At 44.6% G+C, this 23,287-nt stretch carries 22 protein-coding genes; 11 read left to right on the forward strand and 11 right to left on the reverse strand.

What is annotated here, in order from left to right; all coding sequences use genetic code 11:
- Nucleotides 1-437: 437 nt before the first annotated feature.
- Entirely contained in the window at nucleotides 438-3,347 is a 2,910-nt protein-coding gene (gene rapA / locus L0992_01830; protein XGB67474.1) for an RNA polymerase-associated protein RapA, read from the forward strand.
- A gap of 92 nt (nucleotides 3,348-3,439) precedes the next feature.
- Here the strand turns inward: rapA and L0992_01835 are convergent, their stop codons facing one another.
- Entirely contained in the window at nucleotides 3,440-4,717 is a 1,278-nt protein-coding gene (locus L0992_01835; GenBank protein ID XGB67475.1) for a divalent metal cation transporter, read from the reverse strand.
- A gap of 158 nt (nucleotides 4,718-4,875) precedes the next feature.
- Between L0992_01835 and L0992_01840 the strand changes: the two genes are divergently transcribed.
- Nucleotides 4,876-5,610: a pseudouridine synthase gene (locus tag L0992_01840; protein ID XGB67476.1), complete on the forward strand. Its 735-nt coding sequence runs from the start codon at nucleotides 4,876-4,878 to the stop codon at nucleotides 5,608-5,610.
- 37 nt (nucleotides 5,611-5,647) lie between these two features.
- A complete protein-coding gene (locus L0992_01845) occupies nucleotides 5,648-6,610 on the forward strand; it encodes a D-2-hydroxyacid dehydrogenase (GenBank protein ID XGB67477.1) in 963 nt (320 codons plus the stop codon).
- A 104-nt stretch (nucleotides 6,611-6,714) separates the two neighbouring features.
- Here L0992_01845 and L0992_01850 read toward each other — a convergent pair whose 3' ends face one another.
- From L0992_01850 to argR, 4 genes are all read right to left on the reverse strand, one after another.
- Nucleotides 6,715-7,152 carry a universal stress protein gene (locus tag L0992_01850; protein ID XGB67478.1) on the reverse strand — a complete coding sequence of 146 codons (438 nt, stop codon included), beginning with the start codon at nucleotides 7,150-7,152 and terminating at the stop codon, nucleotides 6,715-6,717.
- Between the two features lie 107 nt (nucleotides 7,153-7,259).
- Nucleotides 7,260-9,839, reverse strand: a complete 2,580-nt coding sequence (locus L0992_01855; protein XGB67479.1) for a TRAP transporter permease — start codon at nucleotides 9,837-9,839, stop codon at nucleotides 7,260-7,262.
- A gap of 255 nt (nucleotides 9,840-10,094) precedes the next feature.
- Nucleotides 10,095-11,063 (reverse strand): TAXI family TRAP transporter solute-binding subunit, encoded by a 969-nt coding sequence (locus tag L0992_01860; GenBank protein XGB67480.1) that lies wholly within the window; start codon nucleotides 11,061-11,063, stop codon nucleotides 10,095-10,097.
- A gap of 343 nt (nucleotides 11,064-11,406) precedes the next feature.
- The gene (gene argR / locus L0992_01865) at nucleotides 11,407-11,877 is read right to left on the reverse strand and encodes a transcriptional regulator ArgR (protein XGB67481.1); all 471 of its coding nucleotides are present in this window, start codon (nucleotides 11,875-11,877) and stop codon (nucleotides 11,407-11,409) included.
- 332 nt (nucleotides 11,878-12,209) lie between these two features.
- Here argR and mdh point away from each other — a divergent pair, with 332 nt between their 5' ends.
- Together mdh and L0992_01875 are read left to right on the forward strand one after the other, a co-directional pair.
- Complete coding sequence (gene mdh, locus L0992_01870; GenBank protein ID XGB67482.1) at nucleotides 12,210-13,145, forward strand: malate dehydrogenase; 936 nt, start codon at nucleotides 12,210-12,212, stop codon at nucleotides 13,143-13,145.
- Nucleotides 13,146-13,270: 125 nt separating this feature from the next.
- The gene (locus L0992_01875; GenBank protein ID XGB67483.1) at nucleotides 13,271-13,465 is read left to right on the forward strand and encodes a hypothetical protein; all 195 of its coding nucleotides are present in this window, start codon (nucleotides 13,271-13,273) and stop codon (nucleotides 13,463-13,465) included.
- A gap of 100 nt (nucleotides 13,466-13,565) precedes the next feature.
- Here L0992_01875 and ispB read toward each other — a convergent pair whose 3' ends face one another.
- The gene (gene ispB, locus L0992_01880) at nucleotides 13,566-14,537 is read right to left on the reverse strand and encodes an octaprenyl diphosphate synthase (protein XGB67484.1); all 972 of its coding nucleotides are present in this window, start codon (nucleotides 14,535-14,537) and stop codon (nucleotides 13,566-13,568) included.
- Between the two features lie 268 nt (nucleotides 14,538-14,805).
- Here ispB and rplU point away from each other — a divergent pair, with 268 nt between their 5' ends.
- The 6 genes from rplU (at nucleotide 14,806) to folA (ending at nucleotide 18,841) form a co-directional block, all read left to right on the forward strand.
- Nucleotides 14,806-15,117: a 50S ribosomal protein L21 gene (rplU, locus tag L0992_01885; protein XGB67485.1), complete on the forward strand. Its 312-nt coding sequence runs from the start codon at nucleotides 14,806-14,808 to the stop codon at nucleotides 15,115-15,117.
- A 19-nt stretch (nucleotides 15,118-15,136) separates the two neighbouring features.
- Nucleotides 15,137-15,394 carry a 50S ribosomal protein L27 gene (gene rpmA / locus L0992_01890; protein ID XGB67486.1) on the forward strand — a complete coding sequence of 86 codons (258 nt, stop codon included), beginning with the start codon at nucleotides 15,137-15,139 and terminating at the stop codon, nucleotides 15,392-15,394.
- A 266-nt stretch (nucleotides 15,395-15,660) separates the two neighbouring features.
- Nucleotides 15,661-16,833, forward strand: a complete 1,173-nt coding sequence (gene cgtA, locus L0992_01895; protein ID XGB67487.1) for an Obg family GTPase CgtA — start codon at nucleotides 15,661-15,663, stop codon at nucleotides 16,831-16,833.
- A 165-nt stretch (nucleotides 16,834-16,998) separates the two neighbouring features.
- Complete coding sequence (locus L0992_01900; GenBank protein XGB67488.1) at nucleotides 16,999-17,766, forward strand: threonine/serine exporter ThrE family protein; 768 nt, start codon at nucleotides 16,999-17,001, stop codon at nucleotides 17,764-17,766.
- Nucleotides 17,766-18,239, forward strand: coding sequence for a threonine/serine exporter family protein (locus L0992_01905; GenBank protein XGB67489.1), 474 nt, complete (start codon nucleotides 17,766-17,768; stop codon nucleotides 18,237-18,239). The genes L0992_01900 and L0992_01905 overlap by 1 nt, the downstream gene beginning before the upstream one ends.
- A 95-nt stretch (nucleotides 18,240-18,334) precedes the next feature.
- Nucleotides 18,335-18,841 carry a type 3 dihydrofolate reductase gene (folA, locus tag L0992_01910; protein ID XGB68666.1) on the forward strand — a complete coding sequence of 169 codons (507 nt, stop codon included), beginning with the start codon at nucleotides 18,335-18,337 and terminating at the stop codon, nucleotides 18,839-18,841.
- 44 nt (nucleotides 18,842-18,885) lie between these two features.
- On the opposite strand, the gene L0992_01915 is transcribed toward folA, so the two are convergent.
- The 5 genes from L0992_01915 to surA all read right to left on the reverse strand — a co-directional run bounded on the left by L0992_01915 (nucleotide 18,886) and on the right by surA (nucleotide 23,283).
- Nucleotides 18,886-19,698, reverse strand: coding sequence for a symmetrical bis(5'-nucleosyl)-tetraphosphatase (locus L0992_01915; GenBank protein ID XGB67490.1), 813 nt, complete (start codon nucleotides 19,696-19,698; stop codon nucleotides 18,886-18,888).
- 29 nt (nucleotides 19,699-19,727) lie between these two features.
- Entirely contained in the window at nucleotides 19,728-20,108 is a 381-nt protein-coding gene (apaG, locus tag L0992_01920) for a Co2+/Mg2+ efflux protein ApaG (GenBank protein ID XGB67491.1), read from the reverse strand.
- 88 nt (nucleotides 20,109-20,196) lie between these two features.
- On the reverse strand, nucleotides 20,197-21,012 hold the full coding sequence (gene rsmA / locus L0992_01925) for a 16S rRNA (adenine(1518)-N(6)/adenine(1519)-N(6))-dimethyltransferase RsmA (GenBank protein XGB67492.1): 816 nt from the start codon (nucleotides 21,010-21,012) through the stop codon (nucleotides 20,197-20,199).
- The gene (gene pdxA, locus L0992_01930) at nucleotides 21,009-21,998 is read right to left on the reverse strand and encodes a 4-hydroxythreonine-4-phosphate dehydrogenase PdxA (GenBank protein ID XGB67493.1); all 990 of its coding nucleotides are present in this window, start codon (nucleotides 21,996-21,998) and stop codon (nucleotides 21,009-21,011) included. The genes rsmA and pdxA overlap by 4 nt, the downstream gene beginning before the upstream one ends.
- Complete coding sequence (gene surA, locus L0992_01935) at nucleotides 21,988-23,283, reverse strand: peptidylprolyl isomerase SurA (GenBank protein ID XGB67494.1); 1,296 nt, start codon at nucleotides 23,281-23,283, stop codon at nucleotides 21,988-21,990. Before surA ends, pdxA begins: the two co-directional genes overlap by 11 nt.
- Nucleotides 23,284-23,287 lie beyond the last annotated feature (4 nt).

Consider the following 23,287-nt stretch of genomic DNA (forward strand, 5'->3'; position numbering starts at 1 on the left):
TGCATTCATTGAACGTAGATAAAGCTCATATAAAGATTAGTATCTGATTCTGGTGATAGTCAACTACTCACCTAAACTTCATCTAGAGGAATACCGCCATATCGTTGTCGATGAATATGGCGTATTCGTTTGAGAGCAGCAATCTGCTACCTATAGATTAACCATGATTTTTTGACAGTTTGATTGCACTGGCGAAAACAGAAAAAAAGCACGAAATCATCTCCTTTAGGCGTGACCTAAATCACAGCATCGAGTAAGATTAGCGACCTTTTTCTGCACCATTTTCTCGAGATATTTATTATCTAGAGCGCACTTAAAAAGTGGCTGCAAACTAGGCATTTTTGGCTATATTTTTAGTTCGGGAGCGATAATGCTCTTGTTCAAAATTGCAGTTAAAAAAGACCAAATTCCAACTATAAGATTGAGGTAGTCGATTCATGACATTTGCTTTGGGGCAACGCTGGATAAGCGATACGGAGAGCGATTTAGGTTTAGGTACCGTTGTAGCAATGGATGCTCGTACAGTGACACTAATGTTTGCAGCGTCAGAAGAAAACCGTGTGTATGCACGTACTGATGCTCCCGTAACCCGAGTAACGTTTAATGTAGGCGATGTCATCGAATGCCAAGAAGGTTGGTCTCTGTCTGTCGAGGAAGTTATCGAAGACAAAGGACTGTTAACCTACTTAGGTACTCGCGAAGATACCCAAGAAACAGAAGTCGCTCTGCGTGAAATATTCTTAAGCAACCAGATCCGCTTTAACAAGCCACAAGATAAACTGTACGCAGGTCAAATCGACCGTATGGACAACTTTGTGTTGCGTTACCGCGCGCTAAGCAATCAATACCAACAACACAAGAGCCCAATGCGCGGCCTGTGTGGTATGCGTGCTGGCTTGATTCCTCACCAGCTGTACATTGCTCATGAAGTCGGTCGTCGTCATGCTCCACGTGTTTTACTTGCTGATGAAGTTGGCCTAGGTAAAACCATCGAAGCGGGCATGATCATCCACCAACAGGTGCTGTCTGGCCGAGCTGAACGTATTCTGATTGTTGTGCCTGAAACTCTTCAGCACCAATGGTTAGTAGAGATGATGCGTCGTTTCAATCTGCACTTCTCGATCTTTGATGAAGAGCGTTGTATCGAATCTTTCGCTGAATCAGACAACCCATTTGATACTCAGCAATACGTTCTGTGTTCTTTGGATTTCCTACGTAAGAGCCGCAAGCGCTATGAGCAAGCCCTTGAAGGTGAGTGGGATCTGTTGGTTGTCGATGAAGCGCACCACCTTGAGTGGAGCCAAGATAAGCCAAGCCGCGAATACCAAGTGGTGGAAGGCCTAGCTGAAAATACATCTGGCGTATTGCTACTAACAGCAACTCCAGAGCAACTGGGTCGTGAGAGCCACTTCGCACGTCTTCGTCTACTGGATCCTGATCGTTTCTACGATTACGAAGCCTTCGTTGAAGAAGAAGACCAATACGCACCGGTTGCTGATGCCGTAACAGCGCTATTTTCTGGCGTGAAGCTTGAAAACAGTGCGAAGAATCAGATTACCGAGTTGCTTTCTGAGCAAGATGTAGAGCCTCTATTCCGCGTTATCGAAGGTGATAGCAGCGAAGAAGAGCAAGCACTAGCTCGCCAAGAACTAATTGATAACCTTATGGATCGCCATGGTACTGGCCGTGTTCTATTCAGAAACACACGTGCTGCAATCAAAGGCTTCCCTAAGCGTAATGTAAACCTACTGCCGATGGGTATTCCAACGCAGTACACAACCTCGATGCGTGTATCAGGCATGATCGGTGGCAAGATGGCACCAGAAGCTCGTGCAATGAAGATGCTGTACCCAGAAGAGATCTTCCAAGAGTTTGAAGGTGAAGACTCAAGCTGGTGGCAGTTCGACTCACGCGTTAACTGGTTGATTGAGAAGATCCAAGACAAGCGCAGTGAAAAGATCCTAGTGATCGCGTCTCGTGCAAGTACGGCGCTTCAATTAGAACAAGCACTGCGTGAACGTGAAGGTGTACGTGCAACCGTATTCCACGAAGGCATGTCGATTCTAGAGCGTGATAAAGCCGCGGCTTACTTCGCTCAAGAAGAGGGCGGTGCTCAGGTTCTGATCTGTAGTGAGATTGGCTCTGAAGGTCGTAACTTCCAGTTCGCTAATCAACTAGTGATGTTCGATCTTCCGTTCAACCCAGACTTGCTTGAACAACGTATTGGTCGTTTGGACCGTATCGGTCAACTGCGTGATATCGACATCCATGTTCCTTACCTAAAAGGCACATCACAAGCGATTCTTGCTCGTTGGTTTGATGAAGGTCTGAACGCGTTTGCAGAAACCTGCCCAACTGGCCGCACGGTTTACGACAAATACTCAGATGTTCTTATCGAAATGCTGGCTTCTGGTAATACAGAACAGTTGGATGAAGTAATTGAAGAGTCTGCCAAGCTAAATCAAAGCCTAAAAGCGGATCTAGAAAAAGGTCGAGATCGCCTACTTGAGATGCACTCAAACGGTGGTGACAAAGCACACGAAATCGCAGAGAAGATTGCTTCGACTGATGGCGATACTAACTTAGTAACGTTTGCCCTGAGCCTGTTCGACACGATTGGTTTGAACCAAGACGACAAGGGTGAAAATGCGCTAGTTGTGACACCATCTGAGCACATGATGGTACCAAGCTACCCAGGTTTACCTTACGAAGGCGCAACCATCACGTTCGACCGTGATACAGCCCTTTCTCGTGAAGACATGAACTTCATCAGCTGGGAGCACCCAATGATTCAAGGCGGTATTGATCTGCTATTGAGTGAAGGTGTCGGTGCGTCAGCGGTATCACTGCTGAAAAACAAAGCGCTGCCTGTTGGTACTATCCTGCTTGAGCTGGTTTACCTTGTGGATGCGCAAGCACCGAAACGCAGCGGTATCAGCCAGTTCCTGCCTAAAACTCCGATTCGTTTGATGATGGATGGTCGTGGTAACGATCTATCTGCTCAGGTTGAGTTTGATAGCTTTAACCGCCAGCTAAGCCCTGTAAACCGTCACCTAGCGAGCAAGCTAGTGAACTCGGTACAAGGCGAGATTCATAAGCTAATCGAAGCGGGTGAGACGCATGTACTGCCGAAGGTTGAAGAAGTACGTCAGCAAGCTCAGAAAGATATGCAAACTAACTTGAATGGTGAGCTAGAGCGTCTACAAGCGCTTAAAGCGGTGAACCCTAACATTCGTGATGAAGAGCTTGAGGTTATCGAAGCTCAAATCAGTGAACTGACAGGTTACATCAGCAAGGCTCAGGTTCAGCTGGATTCATTACGCTTGATTGTGGTTTCTCACAACTAGTTTTGGACTAGCTAAATACTTCAACGAAATAAGGCCTTCATCATGAAGGCCTTATTTTTATCTTGGGTCTTTAAATGGTAATTATGGGGGAATTACATTAACCACTTCCACCAAACAAATACCGCTAAGAAACCAAATAAGTAAACTAGGCCTGCAACAGATAACCATTTTAGTTTGCTGCCAATCGCTAGCGCTTCAGGAAGCTTGGCTTTGTTTACCAAAATGAAGTTAAGCAGCGCGAAGAATGGCGTCGTTGCGAAGGCGAGTACCATTGCAAAATCCAACATTGGCATCAATGCTGCGCTAAAGAACATCACAATCGCTAATGCCGCGATAGAAACAATGATGATCCAACCTTGTAGCATGCGTGGGCTCGACTCTTTTTTGAATAACAGACGTTGTGATTCCGCAAGTACACGTGAGTAGCCGTCGATAACCGTAATCGTACTGCCAAAGATACAGAAGAAAGCAATGATGGCGATGAGCGGACGAGACCATTCACCAATCGTGGAGGCGTAGATACCCACCAATTGATGAGTGAAACCAACGCCAGAGCGAGATAGTTCAACACCTGAACCGTGAAGTACCAGCGCACCTAAAGCCACGAATACTAAAGCAAGCAGCGCCGTACCAATGTAGCCGACGTTAAAGTCGAACAGCGCTGATTGAGCTGTGACTTCTTGCTTCTCTTTTTGGCTTTTTAACCACATAGAGGTGATGCTAGAAATTTCTATAGGTGCTGGCATCCAACCCATGGTCACGACGATAAAGCCGATAGCGGCCAACGACCAAGGTGATGGCGGAACAAAAGCCGCATCAGGTTCAACAGGAGAGCCAATAGCAATCGCGACAGCGGCTAGAGTAGTGATCGTAAGGATCGCCATGATTGCCTTCGATAATGTATCAAGAGCACGATAGTGGCCTGCAAATAGAATGATCAAGCAGGTTGCTAAAACGATCATACATAATGTGCTGGTGGCTAATTCGAAAGGAACAAAGTAGCTAAGTAGGCTTGCACTGAATAATAGCAAAGCAGCCGTGTTCACGACGGCGGAAATGGCGCTCAATATTGAAAAGATCACAAGGTATGGGCGACCTAGATTAGAGTAGCCCTCAACCAAGCTTTGGCCTGTTCCCAATGTATATTGGATACCGGCTCTAAAGAATGGGTATTTAAATACGTTAACCAGAATAATAAGAGCGGCGAGCTGCCAACCATAAATCGCACCAGCCTTGGTCGAGGCAACTAAGTGAGAGCCACCTACTGCTGCTGCGGCCATCATAATGCCTGGGCCAAGAGACTTGATTAAACTTGATAGGGGAGCTGAGGTTTGTGCTTTTTCGGTGGTTGTTTTAACCGTACTTTCCATCATTTTTCCTTTGATGCTGACTTCTTATTTTCCGTTATCCTATCAATACCATGTTTTGTAAGGTCGTCAACTTTTATGTACAAAAATGTTGGAAATTGTATTTAATAATAAACAAATCAACCGTAAGTTATTTGTTCACCAGTAATTAAGAGGCTTCAATGGCGTTAGAACAGTACACACCACCACGTGAACCGTGGGTCGACATTGTCTATCAAGATGACGATATTCTTGTGGTGAACAAGCCTGCTGGCTTACTTTCAGTGCCGGGAAGATTGCCAGAGCATTACGACAGTATGTGGAGTCGGTTGGTTGAAGAGTTTGCTGATATTCAAGTCGTGCATCGCTTGGATATGTCGACATCGGGCTTGATGCTGTTGGCTAAACACAAACAAGCTGAGCGGCATTTGAAGAAGCAGTTCCAATATCGACTGACACACAAGCTCTATTACGCACGAGTGTGGGGGGCAGTAGAAGAAAAAGAGGGGTTCATTGATCTGCCACTCATTTGTGATTGGCCGAATCGTCCTAGGCAGAAAGTATGTTTTGATGACGGTAAACCATCGCAGACTCGCTATGTGGTAGAGCAAGAAGAGACTCAAACCACCTTGTTGAAGTTATTACCGATTACTGGCCGCTCTCATCAGTTGCGTGTGCATTGTATGGAAATAGGGAATCCAATTGTGGGCGACGAGTTTTATGCAACGCCTGAAGCTTTTGAGTATAGCGATCGTCTGGCTTTGCATGCGTGTGAACTAAGCTTCTATCATCCTGCGAACAACCAACGGTTCAAAGCCTTTGTCCCTTGCGAGTTTTACCCTCAAGCGTCACCACAAATTGAACAGCACTTTGAAATTGCGCCAGAGCTTCCAGACTACAGTAAGCTAAAAGCTTAGAATAAGAGTAATCAATCGACTTATCTAAGGAAGTACAATGCCGAAGCTGAAAGTGGTCTTTCTCGACCGAGCCACCATCCCATCTCAAATCAATTTAAAACCGCTTAGCTTTGAACATGAATGGATTGAATATGATTTCACGACTCCTGAGCAAGTCTTAGAGCGAGTTGAAGGTGCCGATGTCGTGATCACCAATAAAGTGGTGCTCAATGAGTCGAATTTGGCCCAAGCACATCAACTTAAGCTGATCGCGGTTTCTGCGACAGGTGTGAATAATGTCGATGTGGAATACTGCAAGAGCAACAGTATCGCGGTGGCTAACGTACAGGGCTATGCGACTCAATCGGTTCCTGAGCATGTGATTGCAATGTTGTTTACGTTAAAGAGAAACCTCGTCGGTTATCACCAAGATATTGAAGCGGGAGAGTGGCAGAAGGATAAGCAGTTCTGTTTCTTTACTCATCCGATTCAAGACGTGGCGGGCAGCACATTGGGCTTAATGGGCAGTGGTAGCTTAGGGCAAGCAACCGCGATATTAGCTAAAGCGATTGGTATGAAGGTCATCTTTGCTGAACGAAAAGGGGCTGACGCTTGTCGAGAAGGCTATCTGCCTTTTGAAGCGGTGTTACAGCAAGCGGATGCGATCAGCCTACATTGTCCATTGACTGAAGCGACTCGAAATCTGATTTCGGATCAAGAGCTAGCAATGATGAAACCAAGCGCGGTGTTGATCAATGCGGGGCGTGGTGGATTGGTCGACGAGCAAGCCCTAGTTGAGGCTTTGAAAAAACATGAGATTGCCGGAGCGGGTATGGATGTGTTCACACAAGAGCCTGCAGATAACTCAAATCCACTATTGGCCAACAGCCACTTACCTAACTTACTACTGACACCACATGTAGCGTGGGGCAGTGACAGTTCCATTCAAAAGCTGTCGGATATATTAATGGACAACATAGATGGCTTTGTCGCAGGTAACCCGCAAAACTTAGTGAGTTGATTCTTGAGATCTTTACTACGATTGGTATTAAGCGAGTAGACCTCAAAACAAAAAAGGTTGGCTTTTAGGCCAACCTTTTTAGATCGTTATGTTGATTAAGTGATTTAGCCTTGCGGCTTAACAACCAATACATTGATTGGTGAGTTCTGTACCACTTTGCTCGCAACAGAACCAAGTACCACTTTGTCGATTTTCGAACGCTTGTGGCTAGGCATCACAATAAGATCAGCACCAAGCTTTTCTGCGTAATCAAGAATCGTCGCGTAAGTTTTACCTTCAGCAACGTGAACCTTATATACCACTTCATCGTCGATGTGTTTGTCGGCAAACTCTTTCAGCTGATTTTTGACATCAAGCTTCATTTGGTTCGCTGCATCTTTCGGGAAGTAAGACGCCACCATCGACATGTGAATGCCCGGTAGTACGTTCAGAATGTGAATCTCAGCATTACTGTGTTTTGCGTGCCATACCGCTAGCTCGACAGCTTTGTCAGAAAAGCCTTTGTCGTTAAGATCAACGGGAACAAGGATTTGTCTATACATGTATTCGTCTCATTTTAAGCAGCGCCTAGTGCTTACCAAGCGCTGTCATTATCTTTTCCATGTAATAAAAAAGCCAAATAGGGTTGAGCACTACTTGGCTCTATCCATTACGCGCTAATCTCATCCTTACGAGCACGTCTTCTTTGGTTCATTGCTAAACCAATCAAAATCAGTAGGGCAGGCAAGAATACCCACTCTTTCATCGGTCGATCTGCGTCTTGGATAACTGATTTAATTTCCCAATCAAAGTCAATGCCGGCTGCTTCTGCTGGGCTGCCAAACTCAACCATATCAACAATCATCTTGTCGTCGGCTTGTGTCAGCATAAGGCCCATTGAAGCAATACGGTCTTCACTTGTTTTCGCAGAATCTTCAAATGGAAGGCGAACCGTCTTCTCAGAATAGTTACCTTCTAAGTTTTCGCCACCTACTCTCAATTCAAGTGATTGTCCCACAGATAGATTTTCTGTGATTTGAGCGATCTCAACTCCAGGTGAAAGAACTTTCTCTGGATAAATCATGTCCCACCAGAAACCTGGGCGGAAGAAAGAGAAGGTCAGAACGATAAGCAGAATCGTTTCCCACCACTTGTTCTTCGTGAACCACCAACCTTGTGTTGCTGCTGCAAAGATAAGTACCGCAGTCACAGAAGAGAAAATCGTCAACGCTAAGTGCCACCAAGAATCAATACCCATCAACAGAAGTTGGGTGTTGAAGATGAACATGAATGGCAGGATTGCGGTACGAATATCGTAGGTAAAACCTTGAATACCCGTACGAATCGGATCGGATTTCGCAATCGCGGCTGCAGCAAACGCTGCTAAACCAACTGGAGGCGTATCATCGGCAAGAATACCGAAGTAGAACACGAATAAGTGCACAGCAATCAGTGGGATGATAAGACCGTGCGCAGCGCCCAGAGTAACGATTACCGGAGCCATCAGCGTTGATACAACGATGTAGTTTGCTGTGGTTGGTAAGCCCATGCCTAGGATCAAGCTGATTACTGCAGTAAATAGCAGCATAAGAATGATGCTACCGCCTGAGATAAATTCAACGAAATCCGTCATTACAAGGCCGATACCCGTCAGAGTCACCACGCCTACAACCGTACCTGCAGCAGCTGTCGCTACACCGATACCGATCATGTTACGTGCACCTGAAACCAAGCTTTCTGCTAGGTCAACGAAACCGGCTTTAGTTTGCTCTGCAAGATCGTCAGATTTGTTCATCAGAGTCATTAAAGGACGCTGAGTGATCAAGATAAAGATCATGAACACTGTTGCCCAGAATGCAGATAGACCTGGAGAGAAACGTTCAACCGTTAAACACCAAACTAGCACTACGATAGGCAGTAGGAAGTGCAAACCAGATTTAATCGTTGGACCTGGATCTGGAACTTCTTTTAAGTCTGCATCGATTTCCATGCCACCTTCAGCTGCGTATTTTGCTGATACGCGAACCAAAGCAACGTAAGCGATTAGTAGCGCCACAGTTACGATTGGTGTTGCCGCATCGCCAAACACATCTTTCGTCCAACCCACACCGTAGTAAACCGCGGCACTGATAACACATAGACCTAAAATGGTACCAGTGAAAGACAGTAGGCTTTGTACGATAGTTGGTGTGTGACGACGAGGTAGGCCTGTCATACCTGCTTTACATGCTTCTAGGTGAACAATGTAAATCAGAGCGATGTAAGAGATAAGAGCTGGCAGTAATGCTGCTTTGATAACTTCCACATACGAGATGCCCACATACTCAACCATCAAGAATGCAGCAGCACCCATGATAGGTGGCGTTAATTGACCGTTGGTTGAAGCCGCTACTTCTACTGCACCTGCTTTTGTACCAGGGAAACCAACACGCTTCATTAGCGGGATAGTAAAGGTACCCGTGGTTACCACGTTTGCAATAGATGAACCTGATACTAGGCCAGATAAACCAGACGCTACAACGGCTGCTTTTGCTGGACCACCTTTCATGTGACCAAGCAGAGAGAATGCAACCTTGATGAAGTAAGCGCCAGCACCAGCACGTTCTAGCATTGCACCAAACAGTACAAACAAGAATACAAATGACGTTGATACGCCAAGAGCTACACCAAATACACCTTCCGTTGTTAGCCACAGGTGCGACATTGCCTTGTTCAGGCTCGCACCTTTATGGGCGATAACGTCTGGCATGTGTGGACCACCAAAGGTGTAAAGTAGGAATACTGCCGCCACAACCATAAGAGGTGGACCTAAAGCGCGTCGTGTTGCTTCAAGCAGTAGAACCATGCCGAAGACGGCTGCAACAATATCGAATGTTGTTGGTGCGCCCGAACGACCGGCAAGTTCAGTGTAGAAAATATAGATATAAGAAGCTGAAAAACTACCTACTAGCGCCAATATCCAATCGACTGCTGGGATGCGATCCCGCGGCGAGTTCTTCATGGCTGGATAAGCGGTAAAGGCTAGGAAAATAGCAAACGTAAGGTGAATTGCTCGAGCTTCAGTGTCGTTTAAAATTGCGAAGTTAAAAATGAACGGCAGCGGAGATGCATACCAAAGTTGGAACAGTGACCAACATAGAGGCACAAACCATAAAATACGGCCTTGGATACCGCGAGGGCTACGCGCACCAGTGTCTGATTGTGCCACCATTTCTTGCACATCTGGAGACGGTGATGTTGTCTGCGTCATGTACTTTATCCTTATTATTGATGGTCTGCCTTTCTTACGAACAACGAGACGTTATTTATTTCCTATCTAGTGTAGTGAATGGATAGGGAAATGCGTTTGTTTGTTCGTCTTTGTCTTAGGCTTGATACGAAGGTAAGTTCGCCAAATTGGAGAAACTTAAAGGTTTGCTCTTTTCACTTAAGTTATTTTTATAAAACGTGAAAAGCCAATAAGGAGGGCTAGCCTCCTTATTGGTGTAGTAGGCTTAAAGTAGAGTTACTTTAGAAGGCCCACTTCTTTGTAGTATTTTTCTGCACCTGGGTGAAGAGGGATAGAGATACCCGCTTTAACCATGTCTTCTTTCTTCAGGTTCGCAAATGCTGGGTGTAGGCGTTTGAAAGTGTCAAAGTTTTCAAATACTGCCTTAGCAACGTTGTATGCAACTTCTTCAGAAACGTCTGAAGTTGTTACCATAGTTGCTGCAACACCAAAGCTGTTTACGTCAGCGTCTGTACCACGGTACATGCCAGCAGGAACTGTGCTGTAAGCGTAGTATGGGTTTTCAGCTACGATCTTGTCGATCTGTGGACCTGTTGCTGAAACCAGTTTTGCATCACAAGACGTTGTTGCTTCTTTGATTGATCCGTTCGGGTGACCAACCATGTAGATGAATGCGTCAATCTTGTTGTCACAAAGTGCTTGTGAACGCTCAGAACCTTTAAGTTCAGAAGCCAGTTTGAAGCTGTCGTTTGTCCAACCCATAGCATCCATTACAACACCCATAGTTGCACGGTCACCAGAGCCTGGGTTACCAATGTTTACACGCTTACCAGCTAGGTCAGAAACATTGTTGATGCCAGCATCGGTACGAGCGATGATGTTGAACGGTTCTGTATGTAGAGAGAACATAGCGCGAAGTTTTTTGTATTCGCCCTGATCTTTGAACTTACTTGTACCGTTGTAGCCGTGGTATTGCCAGTCCGATTGAACAACACCGAAATCTAGTTCACCAGCACGGATGGTGTTAACGTTGTAGATTGAACCACCAGTAGACTCTACAGAACAACGAATGTTGTGGTCTTTGCGGCCCTTGTTCACTAGCTTACAAATCGCACCACCAGTTGGGTAGTAAACACCCGTAACTGAACCAGTACCAATCGTGATGAACTCTTGAGCGTTAACTGCGCCAGCGCCCATTACAGCAGCTGCAATAGCACCAACTTTAATAAGTTTGGTAAATGCCATGAATTTCCCTTCCTTTATTCATTATTAACCCTGAAACAAGTGTAGTTGTTTCTGGAGTTTCCTATTTGGAAACGGCACCTTTTTCAATCCATGTGATGAAAAAGTGTCTGAATAATATCAAAAATTGGCAGAAAATTACTCGAATGTTAAAAGATATAGCTAAAAAATCTAACAAATGATGCGTAGATCTCGTGTTTAATTTGCTACTGAGTTTTTTAAAATCAATGGTTTAGTGTTGTTCGGAGGAAGGGGAGGTAGATATTCTAGGATGTGATTTGGATCACGAAGCAAATAGATATTCGTGATCCATTAATACGATGGATAGTTATGAAACTATGAGCAGTTAGCCAGCGTATTCAAACAGTTCGCACACTGAATCGAACAGTTGCTTGGTGGTTACTGATAAGGTTGGTGTAATAAAGATCGTATCATCGCCTGCGACTACGCCCAGTATGCCTTCCGACTTACCTAGTGAGTCTAACAAACGAGCGATTAGTTGAGCTGCACCAGGGCCAGTGTGTATCACAACCAATGCATTGTTGTGGTCAATATCTAATACTAATTCTCTTAGCGAGCTAGAAACGGTTGGAACACCCAGTTCAGCAGGAAGACAGTAAACCATCTCCATTTTCGCGTTACGAGTTCGAACAGCACCAAACTTGGTTAACATACGCGAGACTTTAGATTGGTTGATGCTTTCAAAACCTTCGTGTTTGAGGGCATCAACAATTTCGCCTTGTGAGCCAAAACGTTCTTCTTTTAGTAAGGCTTTAAATGCACGAACTAAGTTGTCTTGCTTTTCTGTATTGCGCATATGTCATTCTTATTCATTAACAAAGATGTTTGCATATTCTCGCATACATATTCAATTTTAGCCAAAACATCCCTGTAATTTGTTAGTCATATCACTGTAAATATTTAATAGAATAATGTGTTATTTTCGACGACTTATTTTGTTATTTCAGACGATTATCGCCATAATGCGAACTTGCTGTGTAGCACGGTTTTATTGACTTGCGCGAAGTCGCAAAGCTAGCGTTAATTGATTGTAATCACTTTGTGATTAATATAGTTTTTTAACTTAGATTTAGCTCAAGAATTACCCTACAAAGAATCTATAAGAGAAAGCTCTCAAGGAGAATAACAATGAAAGTAGCTGTTATTGGTGCCGCTGGTGGCATCGGTCAAGCCCTAGCCCTACTACTTAAGAACCGCCTGCCTGCTGGTTCAGATCTTGCACTTTACGACATTGCACCGGTAACTCCGGGTGTCGCTGCTGATCTTAGCCATATCCCAACGCCTGTTTCGATCAAAGGCTACGCGGGTGAAGATCCAACTCCAGCACTAGAAGGTGCGGATGTTGTACTTATTTCTGCAGGTGTTGCTCGTAAGCCTGGTATGGATCGTGCGGATCTTTTCAATGTGAACGCTGGCATTGTTAAGTCTCTTGCAGAGAAAATTGCAGTTACTTGTCCTACTGCTTGCGTTGGTATCATCACTAACCCAGTAAACACAACAGTGCCAATCGCTGCTGAAGTACTTAAGAAAGCAGGCGTTTACGACAAGCGTCGTCTATTCGGTATTACTACTCTCGATGTGATTCGTTCAGAAACGTTTGTCGCTGAGCTGAAAGATAAAGATCCAGGCGACATCCGTGTTCCTGTTATCGGTGGTCACTCAGGTGTAACTATACTTCCTCTACTTTCTCAAGTTGAAGGCGTAGAGTTCACTGACGAAGAAATCGCAGCACTAACAACTCGTATCCAAAACGCGGGTACTGAAGTAGTAGAAGCTAAAGCTGGCGGCGGCAGTGCAACACTGTCTATGGGTCAAGCGGCTTGTCGTTTCGGTCTTGCACTAGTGAAAGCTCTTCAAGGCGAAGAGAACGTGATTGAGTGTGCATACGTTGAAGGTGAAGGCGAGCACGCACCATTCTTCGCTCAACCAGTTAAGCTAGGTAAAGAGGGCGCAGAAACGATCCTTAGCTACGGTGAACTGAGCGACTTCGAACGTAACGCTCTAGACAGCATGCTAGAAACGCTAAATGGCGATATCGAGATTGGTGTTGAATTCGCTAAATAAGCGATACAGCATTTAACTCAGGTTAAAATTGCTAATAAAAGCCGGTCATTATGATCGGCTTTTTTGATCCTTGGATTTGCCTCATTCGTAAAAAGTGTTTTATAGATTCGAGTGGAGCAGCAACTATGAGCCGTATTCAGAAAGGAATGAACGTCCATTTCCATTTAGGTCGATTGGGAAAGATCCTCGTTATAGATGAACAAGAGCAATTTGCGCTGGTTGAGTCATACAATAGCCACGAGCAGTATGCAGTGCCGCTGGAAGAGATAGAAGAGGTCGAAGCTCAACTTCCATTGTCGTTAGAGTCGAGTCGTTACTGAAAGCGGATTTGGAAAGATTTTCGTGAGGATAAAAAAAGAGCCCTTAGGCTCTTTTTTATTATCTATGTAATGTTGTCTATATAGAAAACGGTCTACAAAGTTACTTGCTGCGTTTAACAGCCAGGTGAGCAAGTGTTGTTAGTGCTTGCTTATATTCAGAGTCAGGCAGTATAGAAAGCTCAGCAATCGCTTTATCGGCTTCTTCATAGGCTTTATTCGTCGTGTACTCTAATGAACCAGTCTCTTTCATTACAGCCATAATCTCGTCGAGACGCTCCATCCCGTTGGCTTTTTCAATAGCTTCACGAATCATGCTTGCTTGTTCAGGAGAGCCATTGTGCATTGCGTAAAGTAGAGGCAATGTTGGTTTGCCTTCAGCAAGATCGTCACCAACGTTCTTACCCATCTCTTTCCCGTCAGCAGTGTAGTCCATCACATCGTCAATCAGTTGGAATGCAGTGCCTAGGTATTTACCGTAGTTCTGCATAGCCGTTTCGATTTCAGGTGACGACTCAGTAAGAATCGCGCCAATTTGGGTCGCAGCTTCAAACAAGCGAGCAGTCTTAGAGTAGATTACCTGCATGTAGCTTTCTTCTGTGGTGTCTGGGTTATTGCAGTTCATCAGTTGTTGAACTTCACCCTCGGCAATCACGTTTACCGCTTCACTCATTAGCTCAAGGATCTTTAAAGATCCTAGCGTTGTCATCATTTGGAACGAACGAGTATAAATAAAGTCACCCACCAAAACGCTAGCAGCATTACCAAAAGCTGCGTTGGCTGTCGCTTTACCGCGTCTCATGTCCGATTCGTCGACGACATCATCATGAAGTAGGGTTGCTGTGTGAATAAACTCGATAAAGGCTGCAGAGGTGATATGAGCTTCACCTTGGTAACCAAGAGCGCGAGCAGATAAAAGAGCAAGCAAAGGGCGTAGGCGTTTACCACCGCCGCTAACGATATAAAAACCAAGCTGGTTGATTAAACTTACGTCAGAATTAAGTTGGGCTTGAATTGTTTCATTCACTTTTGCCATATCATTGGCAGTAAGCGTTTGGATAGCTTTAAAATCCATTGTTCATCCGGCTGAAGTTAGACCCTGTAAGGCTTATACGTTGTATTTAATTGTTGAATAATACACTAAAAAACGTTGATTAATACATCGCTAAAGGGCATGATTGCCGCACTTTTCTTTGGCGAACAGGTTTTCGCCAATTTTTTAAAAATATGGCTTGTCATAGCGCCATGATTCCCGTAGAATCTGCGCCCTATTGATTAGTTTAGCGCACACCCGAGTTGTACAAATAACAACCATAGGCTGTGCGGAAAAAGCGGAGTAAAATATGTACGCTGTTTTCCAATCTGGTGGCAAACAACACCGAGTAAGCGAAGGTCAAACACTTCGTTTAGAGAAATTAGACGTTGAAACTGGTGCAACTGTTGAATTTGATAAAGTTCTTCTTGTTGCTAACGGCGAAGAAATCGCTGTTGGTGCACCTCTTGTTGAAGGTGGCAAGGTTACTGCAGAAGTAGTACAACACGGTCGTGGCGATAAAGTAAAAATCGTTAAGTTCCGTCGTCGTAAGCACTCGCGTAAGCAAGCTGGTCACCGTCAGTGGTTCACTGAAGTGAAAATCACTGGCATTAACGCTTAAGTATTAGGAGAGTTTAACAATGGCACATAAAAAAGCTGGCGGTTCTACTAATAACGGCCGCGATTCAGAAAGCAAACGTCTTGGTGTTAAGCGTTTTGGTGGTGAATCTGTTCTTGCAGGTAACATCATCGTTCGTCAACGTGGTACTAAGTTCCACGCTGGCACAAACGTTGGCATCGGTAAAGACCACACTCTTTTCGCTCTTACTGAAGGTAAAGTGAAATTTGCTGTTAAAGGTCCTAAAAACCGTAAGTTTGTAAGCATCGAAGCTGAGTAATCTAATCTTTAACTAGATTATTTTAATAGCTTTCAAGCTGAATTCAAAAGCCCTGCCGATTCGGCAGGGTTTTTTATTTATAGCGAGAATAAAAAAGCAGACGCTCTTGTCTTAGCTTTAATAAGCTTAAAGCAAAGAACCTCTCCTTCTTTGTTCCTTGGTTGCAGGTCGGCCTAGATCTTAGGTGATCGATCTAAACACGGATCTGCTAGAATTTATATCACTCCATGATGAGTGGTAACGCAACGTAAGTGCGGAGTTAAAAAATGAAATTCGTTGATGAAGCGGTAGTAAAAATAGAAGCCGGTGATGGCGGTAATGGTACAGTAAGCTTTTGGCGCGAAAAGTTCGTCGCTAAAGGTGGTCCTGATGGCGGCGACGGCGGTGACGGTGGTGATGTTTACATCCAAGCGGATGAGAACTTAAACACACTGATCGATTACCGTTTCCAACGTTTTTACAATGCAGAGCGTGGCGAGAATGGTCGCGGCGGTAACTGTACTGGTAAACGTGGTAAAGACATTACGCTGAAAGTACCAGTTGGTACGCGTGCGGTTGATATCCATACCAACGAAATCGTTGCTGAAGTTGCTGAACACGGCAAGAAAGTAATGGTTGGTAAAGGTGGTTGGCACGGTCTTGGTAACACGCGTTTTAAATCGTCTGTTAACCGTGCTCCTCGTCAAAAGACAATGGGTACTAAAGGTGAAGTTCGTGAACTGCGTTTAGAGCTTCTTCTACTAGCTGACGTTGGTATGCTTGGCCTACCAAACGCAGGTAAATCTACCTTTATTCGTTCTGTATCTGCAGCGAAACCAAAAGTAGCGGATTACCCGTTCACAACTTTGATCCCAAGCTTGGGTGTTGTGAGTGTGGTACCTGAGAAGAGCTTCGTAGTAGCCGATATCCCAGGTCTAATCGAAGGTGCTGCTGATGGCGCTGGCCTTGGTATTCGTTTCTTGAAGCACCTTGAGCGTTGTCGTGTTCTGCTTCATATGATCGATATTATGCCGATCGATGAATCTGATCCTATTCAGAACGCACTGACGATCATCGATGAGCTTGAGCAATACAGCGAAAAAGTGGCACAAAAACCTCGCTGGTTAGTATTCAACAAAGTTGACCTAATGCCAGAAGAAGAAGCAGACGAAAAGATTCAAGAAATCATCGATGCTCTAGGTTGGGAAGACGAATACTTCAAGATCTCTGCTGTGAACAAAATGGGCACAAAAGATCTTTGCTTCAAACTAGGTGAGTTCATGGAGAACCTACCTCGTGAAATTGAAGAAGTTGAAGAAGAAGAAAAAGTAGACTTTATGTGGGATGACTACCATAAAGATGCGATGAGTGGTAAGAATGTCGTTACTGAAGATGATGACGACTGGGATGATTGGGACGACGAAGAAGATGACGGTCATGTTATCTACGTTCGTGACTAATCCTCGAATTTCTTATGAACACTTAGGTCGCTTCTTCTAAAGAACGCCGATAGTTTTATTAAACCGCAATGAAAATTGCGGTTTTTTTGTATCTAAATCATTATGTACTATCGGATTTTAATGCAGAATTTATTCTAACTAGTTAACGCCTATGGGAAGGAAATCATGGCATCAAAGCAAAGAGCGATCTCAAGACTGGTCGCTCAGTCAGGACAAATGTTATTAGCACACGGCGCTGAAAGCACTTTAGTTGGCGACATCATGCGCCGCATTGGCATCGCTTGTGGAGTGGACGAAGTTGAAGTAGCTCTGTCAGCCAATGCGCTTGTGGTCACGACTGTGATGAATGATCACTGTATCACCACCACTCGCAGCTGTGCTGATCGTGGTATTAACATGCAAGTGATCACCGACATTCAACGAGTTTGTATTATGATGGAGAAAGGAATTCTCGATTATGGATTGGCGTATAAAAAGATCCAAAGCATCAGCCCTGAACGTTATAACCGCTGGATAGTGGTCGTGATGATCGGATTATCGTGTGCCTCTTTCAGCCGTCTTGCGGGAGGTGATTGGCAGGTCTTCATGATGACCTTCATTGCCTCGGCTTGTGGCATGATCGTCAGACAAGAGATTGGTCATCGCCATTTTAATCCGCTATTAAACTTTGCTGTCACGGCTTTCGTGACCACTACTATCTCTGCTCAAGCAGTTCTCTACAATATCGGTGGTCAGCCAACAATCGTAATGGCTTCATCAGTATTAATGCTCGTACCCGGTTTCCCTCTAATAAACTCCGTCGCAGATATGCTTAAAGGTCACATAAACATGGGTTTAGCGCGTTTTACCATGGCCAGTTTGCTCACACTTGCTACAAGCTTAGGTATTGTCGCTGCGATGAGTTTGTCTGATGTTTGGGGATGGGCGAGCTAATGAGTCTTTTTGAATTGTTTCTGGGTTTGCTCAACGATATGTTTTTTGCCGCGATTCCCGCTGTAGGATTCGCATTGGTATTTAATGTCCCGCAACGCGCCTTAATTTATTGTGCACTGGGTGGCTCTATTGGTCACGGCAGTCGTTATCTTATGATGCACTTTGGTATTCCTATTGAGTGGGCCACCTTTTTTGCCGCAACAATCGTAGGCATGATTGGCGTCCACTGGTCGCATAAATTGTTAGCGCACCCTAAGGTGTTTACAGTCGCAGCTTTGATTCCAATGGTTCCGGGTGTATTTGCCTTTAAAGCGATGATTGCCATGGTTGAGATTAACAGAGCAGGGTACAGCCCTGAATTGCTGGCAATGTTGATGGAGAACTTTTTGAAATCGATGTTCATTATCGCCGGACTGGCAGTTGGCTTAGCGGTGCCTGGACTACTTTTTTATAGAAGAAGACCAATAGTATAATCGCATAATGATTTACCCTATGAGGGAAATCGGTATAATCTGTGTCTCACAAATTACAGAGGTATAGAGTTGTGAAAATTAGCTTAATTGCAGCTATGGCTCATGGTGGGAAAATTGATAAGGAAAATGGTTTTTATTTACCAGAAGCTGGTGACAGAATTATTGGTAAAGAGAATGCCATGCCATGGCACTTGCCCGCTGATTTTGCTTGGTTTAAAAAACACACTCTAGGGAAGCCAGTAATTATGGGGCGCAGAACTTATGAATCGATAGGTCGCCCTCTCCCTGGAAGGCTGAATATTGTTATCAGTAGAGACCCCAATCTATTTATCGAAGGAGTAACAACAGTTACTTCTACTGAAGCTGCCCTCAAAGTGGTTGGAGATGTTGAAGAGGTTATGGTTATCGGTGGTGGCTCTATTTATGAATCTTACCTTCCTATGGCAAATAAACTTTACCTAACATTTATTGAAGCTGAAATTGAAGGTGATACACGTTTCCCTAATTGGGGAAATGACGGTTGGGCTTGTGTGTATAGCGACGATTATACTCATGACGATAAAAATCGGTTTGATATGCATTTTGTTATCTTAGAGCGCTAGCTTGAAGAATGCTTGCTTTATTAACGTATAAAGCAAGCTTAAATTTAGATTTTTCTTAGCGCTTTTTGAGTAAAAAACTGTTTGTCTTCCCAGCGAAGTGCCGTTAGCTCTCCACCCCAAACACACCCAGTATCAAGTCCAATCACATCTTTTCCGTTATAGCCCTCAAGTGCCGCCCAGTGCCCAAATAACACGGTTTTATCTAACGGAACTCTTTGAGGAAGGTCGAACCAAGGGATATATTCGTTGTCAGTGACCTCTTTTGGAGGAAGCTTACATCCCATGTCTAATCGCCCATCAGGAAAGCAAAAGCGCATTCGTGTAAAGCTATTGATTGCGTATCGATAACGTTCTATATCGCGAAGCTCTTTCGACCATAAGTCAGGAGCGTTGCTGTACATGTTCTCAATCAGCCACTTCCATTTCTTTGAGCGCAATAGACCTGTGATTTTTTTGTTCTCTTTACGAGCTCTTTTTACTGTCCATTGCGGAGATATCCCCGCATGGGTCATGACAAATTGATCATGCTCTTGCATCAACGGCTGTTCTCTAAGCCACTCAAGTAACTCATCTTTGTCATCTGCATCTAGGATCTGCTGAGTTTGATCTTTCTTCTTTGCTGGAAAAAGACCAAGCGAGACGGCGAGCAGGTGTAGGTCATGATTGCCCAATACCACCTTCGCAGATTCTCCTAAAGACTTGATAAACCTGAGTGTATCAAGTGACTTAGGGCCCCTTGCGACCAAGTCACCAGCGACCCACAAAGTGTCTTTTTGCTTATCAAATTTAACGGTTTCAAGTAAGAGTTGAAGTTCGTCGAAGCATCCTTGGATGTCTCCGACAATATAATTCGACACAGTATTTTCCTGTAGAGGCTGAAGTATGACTAATTAAGAATGTTCGGGATCGCAAGTCTGAATGGATCGACCTCAGTGATGAAATCAATGCCTTTGTTATCGGTCATCACATAGTGGCCCTGCATAACACCCACAGGGGTTTCGATGACGGTACCACTTGTGTAAGTGTATTCGTCGTTGGCTTCAATCACGGGTTGTTGTCCAACCACGCCATCACCTTCAATGGTGAGTTGTTTGCCGTTAGAGTCGGTAATTAACCAGCGGCGAGACATCAGCTGTACCGTTGTTTTGCTTAGGTTTTTGATGGTAATGATGTAGGCGAAGACGTAACGGTTCTTCGTTGGCTCAGATTGCTCCTCTATGTATTTAGAGTGAACCTGGCATTTGATACAAGGCGTAGATATATCCATATTCGCACCTTTTGTTGTTGGTATACTTAATGTAATTAAAGTATTACATAAAAAAGGCTCCTAACCGAAGTGTAGGAGCCTTTTTTATTTATTTATCAGCGTTGTGACTGTCGTGCAGCCAGTTTGCCATGTCGACAAACTGCTCGAGCGTTAAGTTTTCAGGACGCATACTTGGGTTGATACCAAGTTCTTCAAGCACTTCCTTATCAATTAAGCTCTTGTAGCAGTTACGAACGGTTTTACGACGTTGGTTAAAGCCTTCACGACAAACACGATCTAACCATTTTAGATCTTTTGCTGGGTAAGGTAACACTTCGTATGGCTGCAAACGTACAACTGCTGAGTCTACTTTCGGTGGCGGAACGAAAGCCGTTGGTGGCACTTCCAGCACTGGCGTAACTTTACAGTAGTATTGAGCCATTACAGTAAGACGACCGTAAGCTTTGCTGCCAGGGCCTGCCGCCAAACGGTTAACCACTTCTTTTTGAAGCATAAAGTGCATATCTTGTACGTCTTTATGGAATTCAAAAAGGTGGAACATCAAAGGTGTAGAGATGTTATATGGCAAGTTACCAAAGATGCGTAGCTTATTGTTTGGCTTAACAAGTTCTTGGAAGTCGAACTTCATCGCATCGCCTTCACGGATTGTTAGCTTGTCAGCCAAATCCGGATGGTTACGAAGACGCTCTGCAAGGTCTCTATCCAATTCGATAACGGTAAATTTATCGACAAGCTTACCCACAGGCTCAGTAATAGCGCCTAGACCAGGGCCGATCTCTACTAGATTCTGACCTGGTAGTGGGTTAATGCTCGATACGATGCCATCAATAATGTATGGATCGTTAAGGAAGTTTTGACCAAAACGTTTACGCGCTTTGTGCCCTAAGTGGACATCATTTCTCATTGCTTTTTCTCTACTAATTCAATGGCGTGCGTGAGCGCTGTTCTAAAGCTCCCTGTATCGGCTTGGCCTTTCCCTGCCAAGTCTAAGGCGGTACCGTGGTCGACTGATGTGCGAATAAACGGTAAGCCAAGCGTGATGTTCACTGAGCGACCAAACCCTTTGTATTTCAATACCGGGAGTACTTGGTCGTGATACATACCTAAAACAGCATCTGCATCTTGCAAATATTTTTCATTAAAGATGGTATCTGCTGGCAACGGGCCAACTAAATTGATGCCATCTTTTTGGCGAATTTTTTCTAGCGTAGGGGTGATGGTTTCTATTTCTTCACGACCCAAACAACCATCTTCACCTGCATGTGGATTCAAGCCACATACGTAGATAGTTGGTTTCTCAATAGCAAACTTTTCAACCAAGTCTTTATTCAGAATCGCAATAATTTGCTCTAACCTGTCTTCGGTTACGGCTTGAGATACATAAGCTAGTGGGATATGTGTTGTTACTAGCGCAACACGCAGCCCTTCAGTTGCCAACATCATCACCACGAGCGGTGTATTGGACTTCTCTGCAAAGAACTCGGTATGGCCGCTAAAAGCAACGCCAGCTCGGTTAATTACACCCTTGTGAACGGGGCCGGTGACAATAGCATCAAATTCATCATTCATACAGCCAATTGCTGCGGTTTCTAAAGTATTTAACACGTAATGACCGTTAGCCTCGTTGAGTTGGCCAGCAACAGCCGTTTCAGCGAGTGGAACATGTTTCACAACCAGTGTGCCTGAGCGTTGTGGTTGCTTAGCCGCATTTGCGTCGTAGTCCAGTAACTCTACATCAATACCTAGGATTTTCGCTCGCTCGGCTAGCAGTGTTTTATCGGCACAAACCACAAGTTGATGAGGCCAGCTCTCTTGAGATAGAGCCAGAGTTAAGTCTGGTCCTATCCCTGCTGGTTCACCCGCGGTAATGACAATGCGTTTAGTTGTCATCTTGGTCGTCCTCAACCATTTCAACAAAGGCACTTGCTCTTACTTCTTGCAGCCAAGCACCGGCTTCTTCGTTGAACTTACGGTTAAATAAAATTTGGTAAGCTTTATTTTTTAATGCTGAATCAGTACGGTCTACTTCACGACGATCGAGTACTTCAACGATGTGCCAGCCATGAACGGTCTTAAATGGTGCGCTGATTTTACCTTCTGGTAGCGTCTCGACTTGGTGCTTGAACTCTGGTACGTACAAGTCAGGTGTTTGGTAGCCTAGCTCGCCGTCTTGAACCGCAGAACCTGGGTCTTGGCTGTATTGCTGAGCCAGGTCACCGAAGCTCGCTTCACCGGCATTAACGCGACGCGTGATTTCTTCAAGTTGCTCCTTCGCGCCATCATCGCTTAGGATCACTGTAGGCTTAATCAAAATATGACGTGCATTCACCTCAGTTACCGCAACCGTTTCTAGGCCTTTCACATCTTCAATTTTTAGAATGTGGAAGCCAACACCGCTACGGAATGGGCCAATGATGCTGCCTTTATTCTGCATTTTGATTTGGTCTGCAAAAATGGTTGGCATCTCTTCTTTACGCATCCAACCCCAATCACCGCCTTGCAGTGCTTTAGGGCCCTTAGAGTAAGTATAAGCCATGGTGCTGAAGTCTTTGCCTGAGTTTAGTTCTTCAACTAAATCTTTAGCTTGAGCTTCTAGCTCTTCTTTTGTTTGATCATCATTAAAGCGAAGTTGAATGTGACCAATTTTGTATTGAACCGTCGCGTTAGTCTCTTGCGCTAAGATGTCTGCAAGGTTATCGACTTCTGCAGGAAGGATGTTGATACGGCGACGTACGAGAGCGTTACGAGCTTCGCTTGCTGCGATTTCTTTTCTTACTTGCTCACGAAAAGCGTTGTAGCTCAGACCTTCTTCAGCAACCGATGCGGTAAGTTGTTCTACGGTTTGGTTGTTGTCTTTCGCGATGCCTTCGATTGCTTGATCAAGTCGAGCATCATCAATACGAACACCAATACGTTCCGCTTCTTGAGTCTGGATGGTATCTATTATTAATTTTTCTAGCACTTGCTCATTAAGCACATCTTGCGATGGTAATGTTTGGCCACTTTTCTTAGCATTTGCGCGCAGTGTCTTCATCGAAGCATCGATGTCGCTTTGTAAAATCACGCCTTCGTTCACGATCACTTTTACGCTATCTAGTTCAACAGGCGCTGCGTAGCTTGTCGATAAAGTACAAGCTGCCGCGATAGCAATTAATGTGCGTTTCCACAATGTCATGTGT

The sequence above is a fragment of the Vibrio pomeroyi genome (assembly GCA_041879425.1).
Classification (GTDB): Bacteria; Pseudomonadota; Gammaproteobacteria; order Enterobacterales; family Vibrionaceae; genus Vibrio; species Vibrio pomeroyi_A.

Bases quoted from the DNA above. Each gene is read 5' to 3' on its own strand.
- rapA (XGB67474.1), top strand. From the start codon at position 438: ATGACATTTGCTTTGGGGCAACGCTGGATAAGCGATACGGAGAGCGAT.
- L0992_01835 (XGB67475.1), bottom strand. From the start codon at position 4,717: ATGGAAAGTACGGTTAAAACAACCACCGAAAAAGCACAAACCTCAGCT.
- L0992_01840 (XGB67476.1), top strand. From the start codon at position 4,876: ATGGCGTTAGAACAGTACACACCACCACGTGAACCGTGGGTCGACATT.
- L0992_01845 (XGB67477.1), top strand. From the start codon at position 5,648: ATGCCGAAGCTGAAAGTGGTCTTTCTCGACCGAGCCACCATCCCATCT.
- L0992_01850 (XGB67478.1), bottom strand. From the start codon at position 7,152: ATGTATAGACAAATCCTTGTTCCCGTTGATCTTAACGACAAAGGCTTT.
- L0992_01855 (XGB67479.1), bottom strand. From the start codon at position 9,839: ATGACGCAGACAACATCACCGTCTCCAGATGTGCAAGAAATGGTGGCA.
- L0992_01860 (XGB67480.1), bottom strand. From the start codon at position 11,063: ATGGCATTTACCAAACTTATTAAAGTTGGTGCTATTGCAGCTGCTGTA.
- argR (XGB67481.1), bottom strand. From the start codon at position 11,877: ATGCGCAATACAGAAAAGCAAGACAACTTAGTTCGTGCATTTAAAGCC.
- mdh (XGB67482.1), top strand. From the start codon at position 12,210: ATGAAAGTAGCTGTTATTGGTGCCGCTGGTGGCATCGGTCAAGCCCTA.
- L0992_01875 (XGB67483.1), top strand. From the start codon at position 13,271: ATGAGCCGTATTCAGAAAGGAATGAACGTCCATTTCCATTTAGGTCGA.
- ispB (XGB67484.1), bottom strand. From the start codon at position 14,537: ATGGATTTTAAAGCTATCCAAACGCTTACTGCCAATGATATGGCAAAA.
- rplU (XGB67485.1), top strand. From the start codon at position 14,806: ATGTACGCTGTTTTCCAATCTGGTGGCAAACAACACCGAGTAAGCGAA.
- rpmA (XGB67486.1), top strand. From the start codon at position 15,137: ATGGCACATAAAAAAGCTGGCGGTTCTACTAATAACGGCCGCGATTCA.
- cgtA (XGB67487.1), top strand. From the start codon at position 15,661: ATGAAATTCGTTGATGAAGCGGTAGTAAAAATAGAAGCCGGTGATGGC.
- L0992_01900 (XGB67488.1), top strand. From the start codon at position 16,999: ATGGCATCAAAGCAAAGAGCGATCTCAAGACTGGTCGCTCAGTCAGGA.
- L0992_01905 (XGB67489.1), top strand. From the start codon at position 17,766: ATGAGTCTTTTTGAATTGTTTCTGGGTTTGCTCAACGATATGTTTTTT.
- folA (XGB68666.1), top strand. From the start codon at position 18,335: ATGGCTCATGGTGGGAAAATTGATAAGGAAAATGGTTTTTATTTACCA.
- apaG (XGB67491.1), bottom strand. From the start codon at position 20,108: ATGGATATATCTACGCCTTGTATCAAATGCCAGGTTCACTCTAAATAC.
- rsmA (XGB67492.1), bottom strand. From the start codon at position 21,012: ATGAGAAATGATGTCCACTTAGGGCACAAAGCGCGTAAACGTTTTGGT.
- pdxA (XGB67493.1), bottom strand. From the start codon at position 21,998: ATGACAACTAAACGCATTGTCATTACCGCGGGTGAACCAGCAGGGATA.
- surA (XGB67494.1), bottom strand. From the start codon at position 23,283: ATGACATTGTGGAAACGCACATTAATTGCTATCGCGGCAGCTTGTACT.